The following is a 13,005-nucleotide window of genomic DNA, read 5'->3' as shown; positions in this document are numbered from 1 at the left end:
GGGCGCGTACTGTGACGCGCTACTGTGATAATAAAACCGATAAGAAAAGCCAATGGGTTGCTCGTAAAAAGCTGCATCATGGAGCCAATAAAGCGGCTGTTGCTTTAGCCAATAAAAATGCACGAATCATCTGGGCTATCATGGCAACCGGTGCCTGTTATCAGCCTGAACTAGCGTGTGCTGCATAAAACACAACAAGAATAAAAACTGTGTTACAACCGTCTGGAGTATGCTTAAGGTAAAACAATAAGTGATAGCAAAACAGGTAAGACCGGCTCTTTCAAAACCTAACACCGTCATGGGTTCTAGAAACCGATAAGTTGATGAGGAGGAAGAGCGCAGAGACTATCAGGGCTCATGTGCCTAAAGTGCACTGTAACAAGAAGCCGTATACATGGCTGCATCTCTATCCTCGTTTTCTAACAATTTTATTGCATTTCTTCTTGCATCCAGTGCCGGGTCCATACATGACGATGCCCTAAATACTTATCTTAGGGTGAAAATCGCCTAACCTTTGAACAAAATTTTCAAATAACTCACTTTGTTCGTTTGACAATGAATCTTTTTGCACGCTCAGAAAATTCATTAAATTCCAGTTCATCTTAACATCGTTGAGATTATTATACTTACTCGTCAAGTAGTCTTCTGTTATTTGCCCAAATTTCAAAAGAGCAGTATTGAGGCAACCTTTTTTCAGTTTGATGGATACATTATTAAACATCGTTAAAGATGGATGGCTATTTTGATTTAATATATTTATTATTAATAGATGACATACATCTTCTGTATAGTGATGAGGGCTTAAGGTATTCAATAGCCATAGACACGAGGTCATATTTATAGGCTGGCAAAGTATTTTCAGTGAAGGTTCAATTGATAAAAGTTCTGACTGTAAAAGAAAATTTACAAACGCATGATTTCTTTCGATACAAGCTTCTGCCAAAGGATTACAAGTACCAATAATATTATTGATATCGCATCCAGCCAATATCAAACTATGCGCGATATTCCATTGTCTATTTTGTAATGCAGCATCCATGCAATTCCGTGCAGGTTCATGAATGTTGAGAACATTTTTTTATAGTCCTCATCATAATAAACCATGGGTTGCTCAAAATTAACTCCAAGCTCGATACATAGATGAATAAAAAATTCATCTCCAAGTTCACAAGCTTTTGTGAGTGCAGATTTATTTTCTTCGCAAGCCATAAATAAGCTTTTATAATCATTTTGTTCATCAATCATTAAGAGTCTATATAGATGGTTTAACTGTAACTTCACTGCGGCATAGATTGGACTTTCAAAAGGACCACTCAATTCATATAGGCTGGCACCATGCGTTATCAACTGCTGAACTATATGTTGATTTCCACTACAAACTGCCGCATAGAGATATGTTTCTTCATCGCCACTGATTAGCTCATCCAAATTTATCTGCAAATGATTAACATAGTAGTTGATGATTGAGTCAAATAAATCTGAAGCACCGTATTTGCATGCATTGAGCAATAAATTTCCACTCATGTAGTCATCTTCAAAATCAAGCAAATTTGTATTTAATGCACCATTCTCAGATATAAGAACTTGTGAAATATATGAGGCTACAATAAATTGCGTTGCAAGCTGCTCAGGACGTCTGTAAGTATTTAGTTGTATGAAACCTGCACCTATCTCTTTTAGGATATAGTCTGAAATGTTGTTTAATGAACTGATTTTTTCAATAGTTTGACCAAAAGGCAAATTTGAGTCATAGAATAGGTAATCTTCATTGGAAAGACGAGTCACGCACATCACATGAAAACCTGAACCATTATCATCTTCACCTGACAGGGTCAGTGGTGTATTGATTGGTAAATCATATAAAATTGTTGATAATTGTGAAGGCTCTTGAAAAACAAGTTTGATAGATTCATCCTTGATGATGATGGGTTCATTTTTCTGAATAGTCTTAACACTAATTTCAGCACCGTTTAATCTTATGCTTAGATATTCAATGAAGCTTTGTAAGCTGCTCGTATTGTATTGCACTGATGGTGTATTTGGGCTTCTCTTACAAATTATATTTAAATTAAAAAGATTGGTATTCTCTGAGTATGTAATGAAAAACCTTTCGTTATTGGAGTCAAGCAGTAGAGAATGGTTACTTAAGTCAAGTAATTTACCAAGCTCAACACTGAGTGAGGCGTCATTAGAGAGTGTTAGATCTTTGTGATATTGATAAAATATCTCTGCTAGTGAGACATCAATATCTTGCTGCTTTTCAAGAAATATGTTTTTATCCGCGATTTGTAAGCCAATTACAGCGTTAGCGCACATTTCAACAAATCTCATATTATTGATGCTATTGTTCAGCGCGACCTCATTGTCATAATAAGCAATATGAAGATTTTGGTGCTTTAGGTAATTAGCTAGCACCTGTATTAAGCTATTAAAATCGTTATAATTCCCTTGATATAGAGTCTTTGGGTAGAGCAATCCTTCTTCAATTTCCAGTCTTACAACATCATTATTTATCATATTTAAAACGACTCTATAATCAGGTGTGACGATTATCATCGTTTGACTAGAGGAGTCGATAAAATACATAAGCAATTGCTGTAGCTCGTTATTATTGTTGACTCTTCCCTCATAATAAGCAATATGATGCGTCGATAATTTTGCCAGAATCGTATTGAAATCAATATCCTCATCCAAGAAATGGGGGTAAAGATACTTGATAACATGTATCGATGTAAAACCATTACAATGTCCCTCTGAGAGGGTATAGTCTTGATGATTGAATTTGATATGTCGGTTAAGCATTTCCAGTATGGTCGTTTGATTAAGCATATAATTTTTTAAACATGTGTAATTTAATGCCATAATAACCAAAATTTATTAAGATTAGCTTAAGAGCCTATCCGAAAAGTCTCCCACTAGGCCAAGGCGAAGGATTAACCACCATAAAGCAGCAAATATAGTCATTTTATTTTTAAATGATCGATTGGAAGGGCAGCGTCAACTAAACTTTTTAAAACGCAAGAAAAGAGAGCATATCGAATTTTAGGCGCAAAGAATCTCAGAAGCAGCGTCTTGCCAAATGTCTTTAGCCTTTTGAAATTGGCTTCTTCGTTGATGGGCGGAGTTGGTATAGCGCCCAACGGCCACAGCAAAGAGATTGCGCGTTTCGCCCATGAGGGCGATGACGCTCTGCGCCCCTGCAGGTGATTTGAATCGAATGAGGCACTTTTCTTTTCTGCGCGTGGGTTGATGGGCGTTTTCTACCCGATTATTAAGTCCTTTATGTGAGCGATGCTCGACTCCTTTGCCCATCTGACGAATGGGCTTTGTGTAGCCTCCTGAGCTTATCGGTTACAATCACCCGAGGCTTTGGATGGGCGTTCAATAGACGAGACAGGAAGCGAATGGCCGCTTTTTTATTGCGTCGCTTTTGCAGAAACACATCCAGCTGATAACCCTCATCATCCACAGCGCGCCATAGATAATAAGTCGCTCCGCGAATACGCAATTGCAGCTCATCTATATGCCATTTATCCGAGCGCCTGGGCGCTCGTTTCTTAATGACATTCTTAAACTGAGCGCCAAACTTAATGCACCATTGACGTATCGTCTCGTAACTGACATCAATCCCGCGATATAATAAACGCTCTGATACATCTCGATAGCTGTCGTTAAATCGATGGTAACTCCACACTGCAATGCTTATCAGCTCTGCGGGGTAACGGTATCTTTTTGGTTTCTTTTTCAACATCGCGCTCTGACTTTAAATAAAATACAGTCTAGCGCAATAGTTTAGTTGACGCTGCCGCCTGAAAATATGAAGCCTTCATATTGATATAAATCTTCGACAAACTGAGGCGTTGAAATATACATATTTTCTAGGATACCTTTTTTATGGTAGCAATTAATTCTTCATATAAATCATTAACCAGAATCGGTCCGGAACAAATTTCTGGACGCATGAAGCATCAAAAGCTGAGTTTTTATGTATGCCCAGAATCAATTTATCGTTACATATACCAATCAAACAATAAATTTCTTTTTCATTATTTAACTTATAAAAACCCAAAAGACATAAGCTCTATGGAAGAAAGCACAGAGCTTGTCGCTATGGTAATCCTTATCTCATAACTCAAAGACCCGAGGATGTGAATACAAGAATCCGATTTGGACATTGGGAGGGTGATACCATTGAGTTTAAAGGCAGTAAAAGCAAAGTGGTCACAACATTAGTTGAACGAAAATCAAGAATGGTGTTCTTAATAAAAAATGAGAGTAAGCACTCCAGAGGGGTTATGGAAAAGATACAAACAAAATTTGAAGGCCTACCTAAAAAAATGGTTAAAACTATTACGTTTGATCAAGGTTGTGAATTTGCAGATCATCAATATATCGAGGAAAAAATGGACTGTGAGGTCTATTATTGTGAGACACATTCACCCTGGCAAAAAGGAAGTAATGAGAATATGAACGGCCGATTAAGACGTTACTTACCTAAAAATGCTAAAATTAATCTAATAACTCAAAAAGAGCTCGACTTAATAGCTGATAAAATGAACCGTTTTCCTCGGAAATGTATCGGCTATAAAACACCCAAAGAACTGTTTATACAGCAGTATAAAAATGATTGTCGCATTTGGAGTTAAAACGCACCCTTTGGAACTTCTCGTAACTACTTGATTTTATTGGTGGGCCCACTAGGACTTGAACCTAGGACCAACGGATTATGAGTCTGTAAAATACCCCTTTTAGCCTCTTTTATACCTTTTTAAATTTCATTAAAAACCTTTTAAAATCAATGATTATAAGTAATAATCAGCATTATTCATTTTTCTTTCGTTTTAAATAATCTGTCTACATGGCGTCTACATGGAATTTAAGGGGTAATCATGGCGAAAGTGGAAAAAGGGTTTAAATTAACCAAAACCATCGTTGATAAACTCGAACATGTTTCCGGAAAGACCCAAACGTTTTATCGTGATAATGATTTAAAAGGTTTCGCTTTAAGAATCACCTCAGGTAATGTCAAAAGTTTTATTGTTGAAACCAGAATCAACAGCAAGGTAAAAAGAGTCACCTTAGGTAAATATGGTAATTTGACGGTTGAAGAAGCCAGAAAGCAGGCTAAAAGTCTGTTGGGTAGTGTGGCCAGAGGTGATGATCCCATTGCAGAAAAGAAAACCAAAAAGTTCATGCCATGACCTTACAGCAAGTGCTGAATGATTACCTCAAAGCAAGAAAAGATTTAAAGCCACGTACCTTAAACGATTATCAATGTGTGCTACATGAAGTTGTGCCCGACTGGCTTGATAAACCGCTGGTGAGTATTACCCGAGAAATGATCGCCAAACGGCATACTAAGCATGGCCAGACAAATAGTAAAGCTCGCGCCAACAATGCCATGAGGGTATTAAGAGCCATTTATAATTATGCTATGTATGAGTATCAAGACGGGAATGGCCATCCAATTATCACCATTAATCCGGTTAAATACCTATCCCATACCCGGGCATGGTATCGAGTAGATCGAAAACAAACCGTCATCAAACCGCATCAATTAGCTGACTGGTATAAAGCGGTCATTGTATTGGTTGAGACCGATAACTACCGTAATGCCTTACTGTGGCATGATTATTTTTTATTACTCTTATTCACCGGCATGCGAAAAATGGAAGCAGCCTCTTTGCGCTGGGAGGATATAGATCTCAAGTCCAAAACTATCACCTTGCAAGATACTAAAAATCACGAAATCCACACACTACCTATGTCTGATTTTGTTTATGAGTTAATGGAGCGTAGAAGCCGGAATAAAACCAGTGAATTTGTATTCCCTGCTGAAAGTAAAACTGGTTATATCTATGAACCTAAAAAAGCAGTGAATAGGGTGGTGGAATTGTCTGGTGTGCCATTTACATTGCATGATCTGAGAAGAACATTCGCCACTATTGCTGATAGCCTTGATTTACCTGCTTATGCCTTGAAGCGATTACTCAACCATAAAATGAATAATGATGTTACAGCAGGATATATCATGAAAGATGTTGAGCGATTGCGTAAACCCATGCAACAAGTAGCCAATTTTATACTTGAGAATATGATGGAGACAGCTGAGTTATGACTATCAATAAATCATATTAAAAAGATATTGTTGGTTATCAATTCGTAATTCGCGATTCGCAAATTGCGAATTTATGCTATACTTTGCCTATACGGATGACCTGGTAATGACAAATGTTAAAACCACAAGACATCGTGATACTTTTAAAAATTTTAGCGAATAAACATCCCGATAAATTACTTCAAAAAGTTTTAGCCCTATACCTTTGCATGAGTGGTTCTGAAATTCATGAAGGGATGAAGCGTTTAGAATTATCAGGGTTATTGGGTCCTATTTATCGTAAGTCAGAAGATTCGAATTCGAATTCAAATAAAATAATCCGAATGCCTATAAAATCTGCGTGCGAAGAATGCTTAATATATGGCGTAAAATACTTCTTTCCTGTGCAATTAGGGTCTTACACACGAGGGATTCCTACCAGTTATGCCGGGCCTTTATTTGAAAAATATATTCGGTTAGGGGATGATCCCATACCGGTATGGCCATATGCTGAAGGAGAGCATCGAGGACTAGCCTTAGAACCTTTGTATCGCTCCGTGCCTCAAGCTATTGCCAAATACCCTGATCAACCATTTTACGAATTACTGGTTCTAATTGACGCCATACGCGCAGGAAGAGCAAGAGAGCGAAATATTGCAATTAAACTATTAAGAGAAAAGTTATGCCTCAAGGGAATCAACGAGCAACCTCAAATTTAAGAATGTTGGAATTTGTTGCACGGAAGCTTGGCGAATTGAACGATGAAGTAGTTTATCTAGGTGGTTGTACCACCGCGCTTTTTATCAATGATCCGCTTTCGCTGGATGTTCGACCAACGTTGGATGTTGATTGTATCGTTGATGTTTTATCACTAGGACAATATTACAATTTTGAGGAAAAGCTAAAAGAAAAGGGTTTTCATCGCTCGATACAAGATGATATTACCTGTCGTTGGCATTTCGACGATATCATACTTGATGTAATGCCTACTGATGAAAAAATCTTGGGTTGGGGCAATTTCTGGTATAAAGAAGCAATTAAACATGCTGTTGCTCATCAGATTACAGACAACATCACAATTAAATCTGTAACAGCCCCTTATTTTTTAGCTACCAAAATTGAAGCTTTTAAATCAAGAGGAAACTATGATTTTCTTGGTAGTCATGATTTTGAAGACATTATTACGGTGATTGCGGGGTGTGTTGATATTGGTGAGCAAGTACAAGTTTCAAGTGGTGATTTAAAGTCTCATTTAAAGTTAGTATTCAATGAATTTTTAAAGAACGATCAATTCATGTTGTCCCTTCCTGGCCATGTTAATGATGGGCCAGTGACAATGCAACGCGTTCAAACTGTCATAGAACGAATCGAAAAACTTGCACAACAATAATAAGGTCTACACAAATGAAACTGGCTTGGTTAACGGATATCCACCTAAATTTTCTAGAAGTTGAGTCACGCCAAAAATATTATGAGGACATTCTAGCTACTGGTTGTGATGGAGTATTAATTAGTGGTGATATTGCCGAAGCCCCTTCGTTGATTGATATTCTAAATGAAATGGTTAGGCAAATTAAAAAGCCCATATACTTTATTGTTGGAAACCATGATTATTATAGAGGAATCATTAAGGATGTTCGCGAGGAATTGACTGAGTTAAGCACCGCGAATGCCAACCTATTTTGGTTGCCAGCGTCAGGTTTGCAACAACTCTCCAATAATACAATTTTATTAGGTCAAGATGGTTGGGCGGACGGTCGTTTGGGCGATTATCAAAATAGCCCTGTTTCACTCAATGACAGTCGAATGATTGCTGATTTGTTTCAGGAAAAAATGTTGGGCCGACGGCATCTGTTACAAAAAATGCAAGGATTAGCAGATTTAGATGCTGATGCGCTGAAAAAGGATCTAACTCAAGCTATTAAGCAACAACCCCAAAAAATCATAGTATTAACCCACGTCCCTCCATTCAAGGAAGTTTCTCAGCATATGGGGCAAATGAGTAATGATAATTATTTGCCTTATTTCAGTTCTAAAGCGATAGGCGATGTATTGATGTCCTTTGCAATTGAGAATTCTTTAGTCGATTTTTTAGTGCTTTGTGGACACACGCATAGCGACGCTGAATATCAGCCACGAACTAATCTAATTGTGAAAGCTGGTAAAGCGGAGTATTACAAGCCCACGATACAAGAAGTAATAACCTTATAAGATTGGATTGTATATGCGAACAGGGAGGTGATTTTTAATTTTATTGTCTCTCTTAGTTTTCTCATAAGTGTTGAATCACAGTAAATTTTTCTAAATATCAAATAGTATCATTGGATATCAATCGATATCATATTGATTTTTAATGTTTTTTGTCATTGACAGCGCTTTGAAATTCCCCCAGTATTTTTCTGTGAGCATTAATGGTTGCTTTATTTTAGGAGATGTTTTTAAGGACTTTTCTAGCTCTTTTAATGAATCGATTTAGCAGTTTACCGCTATCAATTATCGTGTTTTATTCATCATTTGAGATCACCATAGAGAGTCAAGAGGATTCAAAAATCATGAAACGCTCATGGGCCGGCTAAAAACCGATTTGAAATTCCATTGAGGTAAACCATGTCTAAAGCCAAATTAAATCGTTTACAGTTAATTAATGAGTTTGAATCTGCACCAGATTCAATGTTGTTTAATCAAAATACCTTAGCTGCAATTCTTGATTGCTCAACCCAACTCCTGGAAAGAAATCGTTGGGCAGGAGCAGGGGTTCCCTACATCAAAATAGGTGGCAAGGTGTTGTATCGAAAAAGTGATGTAATCGCATTTCTTCAACAGCAAAAAATCTATCAGTCGACCAGTGATCAAGGTCAATTGGTTAATGCATAGCACGGAGAGAAAGCGCTCTATTTAGAGAGCTTTTGTTGGAGGACTCATGACTTTAAGTAAACTAGAACAACAAAAAGCCATCTGTGAATACGCAGGAGGCAGCTTTCGACTGAATGAAAAAGGAATCATCTTTGTTGGTAATGATAAAGATGGTAATCAACTACCTCCTCGCTGGATTTGCTCGCCAATAAAGGTTGTTGCTAAAACAAGGGATGCTAAAAATGGAGAATGGGGGCGATTACTTAAATGGCGAGATGATGACGGAGTAATTCACCAATGGGCAATGCCTCTGGCTTTATTACAAGGAGATGCCGCGGATATAAGGCGAGAGTTAGCTCGTCTTGGGTTGACCATATCACCTAGTCGAAGTGCACGTGAGCTCCTGGCTTCTTATTTGCAGGTTGTTCCTGTTGAGGCAAGAGCACGTTGTGTAGATAAACTTGGTTGGCATGGTGATGTGTATGTAACTGCAACGGAATCGATAGGCCAGTCATCAGAAATTGTGGTATTTCAAAATACCAATACCATAGAACCTGCTTTATCCGTTTCTGGTACCGTGGAGCAGTGGCGCGATTCTGTTAGTCGGCTGGCCATTGATAATTCCCGTATGATCTTTGCCATTGCTGCAGCGTTTGCACCCGTACTTGCTAAATTAACTGGTGAGGATTCTGGCGGTTTTCATTTTAGAGGAGCATCGTCATCTGGAAAGACTACTGCGCTGAAAGTAGCTGCTTCGGTGTGGGGTAATCCTGATACTTATACACGATTATGGCGAACTACGGCCAATGGACTAGAGGGTCTGGCTGCCTTACATAATGATGGCTTATTGATTCTTGATGAATTAAGTCAAATGGATCCCAAAGAAGCAGGAGAAGCGGCTTATTTGTTGGCAAATGGTCAAGGTAAAACAAGAGCAACTCGGCATGGCACGGCGAAACAAACGAATCGATGGTCACTTTTCTTTTTATCGGCTGGCGAAGAATCATTGACTTCGTTAATGGCCAAAGTTGGCCAAAGAGCTAATGCAGGTCAAGAAATTCGTCTTGCTGATATTGAAGCCGATGCAGGTTGTGGTATGGGGATTTTTGAGCAACTGCATGAACAGCCTGACGCAGGAAGTTTAGCAATGATATTAAAGGAAGCAAGCAATAGCTATTATGGTGCAGTAGGAATGGATTGGCTTAAGAAGGTAGTTTTAGAAAAGAAACAGCTAACAGCATTGAGTAACCAAAAGATTCAAGAATTTATGGAGATGGTATTTGTCCCTAATTGCACAGGACAAATTACAAGAGTAGCAAGGCGCTTTGGTTTAGTTGCAGCAGCCGGTGAATTGGCAAGTGAATATGGATTAACCGGTTGGTCTAGTGGTACAGCTCTCCATGCTGCATTTAAGTGTTATCGTGCATGGCTTTATTCGTTTGGCGCACTCGGTAATCGGGAGGAGAGAGTTATTTTGTCCCAAGTCAGAGCTTTTTTGAATCACATGGTGCCAGCCGTTTTGATAATATTCGAATGCCTAATAATGAACGTATCAATAATCGTGCGGGATTTTACACTACAGCAGACAATGGCGACCGGATATATATGGTTTTATCGGAAGTATTCAAAAACGAAGTCTGTAAAGGCTTCGATTCCAAAATGGTTGCTCGAGTATTGGTTGAGGCTGACTGGCTAATACCAGGCAATGATGGCAGGACAACTCAAAAAATCCGGGTACGTGGTATAGGAATACCGCGGTTGTATGTTTTTAGCAATCGGATTTGGGATGAGGAATAGCTTAAAATAGCTGGGGACAGCGGGTACATGGGGGACAGTGAGGGAATGTAAGGTATGGAGTTGTCCCTCCAGTAAATAGTGTTGGGGACAAGATAGAACAGAGAAAGTCAGTGTTGATACGGTTGTCCCCGTGTCCCCGATGTCCCATTAGGTATTAGGGTATAGGTAGCGGCCAAAATGGAGTATAAGCTCGTCTATTATGGATTATAACTTCGTCCAATATGGATTATACCGTTAGAACCAACGGGTTATGAGCCCGTCAATTTAAAAATAACCAATTGATTTTAATATAAATTTAATCGCAGGAAACCACTACAAATGTCCTACGATGTATAATAGTGTCGTACTCAAATACACAAAATCCCCACATCATAAATTTCCTTTCAAATAAGATTTTAATATTAGACAATAAGGTTCAATGATTAAACTTATTGGAAATAGGTATAGTAAATTTTAATTCTCTTAGAGTATGCTTTCCTTGCACCTGATTTTATGGCTGCATTAGCAAAAGGAAATTGAAGGTAATTCTTCAATTTTGTATGACATTTAAAAAGGAAGAAAAATGGATGCAAAAAATCTTAATAGGCGTTGCCACTGCGGCCGTAGTTAATGTTGCCTCGGCTTCGAATGCTTTATTAATTGAAAAACAACAACAAGCTGAAACAATTTCAAAGCTACTCGATGGTATTACAGTGTCTATAAAAATGCCTGAATGCACTATAAAGCAGTCTTAATTTATAAAAAGCGAGAAACCTTACCTCTATTTCTTAATGCTTAATCAGCAAGGACGTATATGGAAAATGTAGCTGGTAGTAGTGAGTTGATTCATAAAATTTCAGAACAAAAATATGAACTATTTAGTTTGCAATTAAAAAATAAAATTTCGGATGTAATCGATCTCCACATTTTTAAAAATGACTTGGTTTGTACTTTTGTTAAACAACTGGCTGGCGAAATATTTTTTGAAGAAATTCAGTCGATGCTTGGTTTATTGAATGAAGTAGAGGTAGGAGTTGTAGCATTGGATGTACCGCACATATCTCTTTTTGCCCAAGAAGAAAATGTTGTATTTGGTGTGGCTGTAGTCATTGGAGTTTTCAATAATATTGGTACTTCGAATTTAGATCCGATTAACCAATTGCCTTTTATGATTCATACAGCATCCTACAGTAATGAGCAGCAACTTGAATTCAAGGGACTGGAGAAATTTACGCCCCAAATGAAATTAGGCTTTCATAATGATGGATTATTGAGTCCCGATAAAATTGAAATTCCTGAATATATAGTAGTTTACAATTTATATCTTAGTTATAGGAAGCCGGGTAATTTTATGTGGGTTCCTACGGCATTATGGGAAGAAAGGGAAAAATATGAGCTCCTTGCTAAGGAAGAAAACGTAAGAATAAAAATAAAATTAAATCCTAATTATCATGTTGATGCAACAGGGGATATAGTCAATACGATTACTAATTATGTGGAAGTCCCTATTAGTCAATTAAATAAAAAGAGAGAGCAGCGATTCTTTTTAAATGGCCAAGTTCTCCCAGACAATAACTCACAAAAACATGTGGAGTTTGTACAAAATATTAGAGATTCTTTAGAAAAAATCCTATAAAAATTGGTATTCCTCAATGTGAGCGCAGAGCATTTTATATTAAAAATACGGAAGGATTCCACGCGCGCAATATTTTTGAAGAGCCTATTGAGGGACTTGATTTAACCAGAGTATATTTAAGAGCAGTCGATATTAATGCTGAGCTTTATTCATCCTATTAAGCTGGATTGAAGCTATACTAGGGATGACATATTAAAAGGTATTTATATATGATCCCGTCACCTATTGTTACTCAACGATTAAATTTAAGGCCAGTGGCTAAAGGTGATGAGGAGAGTCTTTTTTATAATTATTGTTCAGATATTGAGAGCTCTCGATTTCTTACTCGTCAACCTCATACCACCATAGAGCAAACTCTTCAGTTCTTAGGAAAGTGGTGCGATTTTGCATGGAAAGAGAATTTACCTGAATTTGCTTGGGTTATTGCTTTAAGAAATACTAATGAAGCAATAGGAGTTTTTTTAGTCATGTTGAAAGAAGAAAACACTCAAATTCATTATGGAATCAGTCGTAAATTTGAGCGCCAAGGACTTATTACTGAAGCAGGGCACGCAGTTGTTGAGTGGTTACAAACCCAATCTGATGTTAAAGAAATATCGACTGTATGTGATATAGATAATTACGGCTCAATACGAGTACTTGA

Annotated in this window: 11 protein-coding genes and 4 pseudogenes; 11 read left to right on the top strand and 4 right to left on the bottom strand. The window is 37.7% G+C overall.

Features of this window, described 5'->3' with window-relative positions:
• Window positions 1-188 (top strand): annotated as a pseudogene (locus BN58_RS20265) (IS110 family transposase); the annotation flags it as partial.
• 290 nt (window positions 189-478) lie between these two features.
• Here the strand turns inward: BN58_RS20265 and BN58_RS20260 are convergent.
• The 4 genes from BN58_RS20260 to BN58_RS30345 form a co-directional block, all read right to left on the bottom strand.
• Window positions 479-1,039, bottom strand: a complete 561-nt coding sequence (locus tag BN58_RS20260) for a hypothetical protein (RefSeq protein ID WP_019218403.1) — start codon at window positions 1,037-1,039, stop codon at window positions 479-481.
• A complete protein-coding gene (locus BN58_RS20255; RefSeq protein WP_156812666.1) occupies window positions 991-2,694 on the bottom strand; it encodes a hypothetical protein in 1,704 nt (567 codons plus the stop codon). The genes BN58_RS20260 and BN58_RS20255 overlap by 49 nt, the downstream gene beginning before the upstream one ends.
• Window positions 2,695-3,042: 348 nt before the next feature.
• Entirely contained in the window at window positions 3,043-3,312 is a 270-nt protein-coding gene (locus tag BN58_RS35575; protein WP_019218401.1) for an IS6 family transposase, read from the bottom strand.
• Window positions 3,281-3,751 (bottom strand): IS6 family transposase, encoded by a 471-nt coding sequence (locus BN58_RS30345; RefSeq protein ID WP_198009995.1) that lies wholly within the window; start codon window positions 3,749-3,751, stop codon window positions 3,281-3,283. The genes BN58_RS35575 and BN58_RS30345 overlap by 32 nt, the downstream gene beginning before the upstream one ends.
• Window positions 3,752-3,939: 188 nt before the next feature.
• On the opposite strand from BN58_RS30345, the pseudogene BN58_RS20235 reads away from it, so the two are divergent.
• From BN58_RS20235 to BN58_RS20190, 10 genes and pseudogenes are all read left to right on the top strand, one after another.
• Window positions 3,940-4,646 (top strand): annotated as a pseudogene (locus BN58_RS20235) (IS30 family transposase); the annotation flags it as partial.
• Window positions 4,647-4,889: 243 nt separating this feature from the next.
• Window positions 4,890-6,118: pseudogene (locus BN58_RS27690) on the top strand (tyrosine-type recombinase/integrase).
• 113 nt (window positions 6,119-6,231) lie between these two features.
• Window positions 6,232-6,816, top strand: coding sequence for a hypothetical protein (locus BN58_RS20225; protein WP_019218397.1), 585 nt, complete (start codon window positions 6,232-6,234; stop codon window positions 6,814-6,816).
• On the top strand, window positions 6,780-7,487 hold the full coding sequence (locus tag BN58_RS20220) for a hypothetical protein (protein WP_040916834.1): 708 nt from the start codon (window positions 6,780-6,782) through the stop codon (window positions 7,485-7,487). The genes BN58_RS20225 and BN58_RS20220 overlap by 37 nt, the downstream gene beginning before the upstream one ends.
• A 14-nt stretch (window positions 7,488-7,501) precedes the next feature.
• Complete coding sequence (locus tag BN58_RS20215) at window positions 7,502-8,308, top strand: metallophosphoesterase family protein (RefSeq protein ID WP_019218395.1); 807 nt, start codon at window positions 7,502-7,504, stop codon at window positions 8,306-8,308.
• Between the two features lie 396 nt (window positions 8,309-8,704).
• On the top strand, window positions 8,705-8,971 hold the full coding sequence (locus BN58_RS20210) for a helix-turn-helix domain-containing protein (RefSeq protein ID WP_019218394.1): 267 nt from the start codon (window positions 8,705-8,707) through the stop codon (window positions 8,969-8,971).
• Window positions 8,972-9,017: 46 nt separating this feature from the next.
• Window positions 9,018-10,747: pseudogene (locus BN58_RS27685) on the top strand (DUF927 domain-containing protein).
• Between the two features lie 539 nt (window positions 10,748-11,286).
• Entirely contained in the window at window positions 11,287-11,481 is a 195-nt protein-coding gene (locus BN58_RS20200) for a hypothetical protein (protein ID WP_019218393.1), read from the top strand.
• 59 nt (window positions 11,482-11,540) lie between these two features.
• The gene (locus tag BN58_RS20195) at window positions 11,541-12,362 is read left to right on the top strand and encodes a hypothetical protein (RefSeq protein ID WP_019218392.1); all 822 of its coding nucleotides are present in this window, start codon (window positions 11,541-11,543) and stop codon (window positions 12,360-12,362) included.
• A 254-nt stretch (window positions 12,363-12,616) separates the two neighbouring features.
• Window positions 12,617-13,005: GNAT family N-acetyltransferase (locus BN58_RS20190; protein ID WP_198009994.1), on the top strand; the 389-nt coding region annotated here is incomplete at its 3' end.

The organism is Legionella tunisiensis (assembly GCF_000308315.1).
Classification (GTDB): Bacteria; Pseudomonadota; Gammaproteobacteria; order Legionellales; family Legionellaceae; genus Tatlockia; species Tatlockia tunisiensis.
Note: the sequence above shows the minus strand (reverse complement) of the source record. Positions and strands in the feature narration are given on the sequence as shown.

What these genes read in the sequence shown, in the direction of transcription:
- BN58_RS20225 (WP_019218397.1), top strand. Translation starts at nt 6,232, where the DNA reads ATGTTAAAACCACAAGACATCGTGATACTTTTAAAAATTTTAGCGAAT.
- BN58_RS20200 (WP_019218393.1), top strand. Translation starts at nt 11,287, where the DNA reads ATGACATTTAAAAAGGAAGAAAAATGGATGCAAAAAATCTTAATAGGC.
- BN58_RS30345 (WP_198009995.1), bottom strand. Translation starts at nt 3,751, where the DNA reads ATGTTGAAAAAGAAACCAAAAAGATACCGTTACCCCGCAGAGCTGATA.
- BN58_RS20220 (WP_040916834.1), top strand. Translation starts at nt 6,780, where the DNA reads ATGCCTCAAGGGAATCAACGAGCAACCTCAAATTTAAGAATGTTGGAA.
- BN58_RS35575 (WP_019218401.1), bottom strand. Translation starts at nt 3,312, where the DNA reads ATGGGCAAAGGAGTCGAGCATCGCTCACATAAAGGACTTAATAATCGG.
- BN58_RS20260 (WP_019218403.1), bottom strand. Translation starts at nt 1,039, where the DNA reads ATGGATGCTGCATTACAAAATAGACAATGGAATATCGCGCATAGTTTG.
- BN58_RS20210 (WP_019218394.1), top strand. Translation starts at nt 8,705, where the DNA reads ATGTCTAAAGCCAAATTAAATCGTTTACAGTTAATTAATGAGTTTGAA.
- BN58_RS20195 (WP_019218392.1), top strand. Translation starts at nt 11,541, where the DNA reads ATGGAAAATGTAGCTGGTAGTAGTGAGTTGATTCATAAAATTTCAGAA.
- BN58_RS20215 (WP_019218395.1), top strand. Translation starts at nt 7,502, where the DNA reads ATGAAACTGGCTTGGTTAACGGATATCCACCTAAATTTTCTAGAAGTT.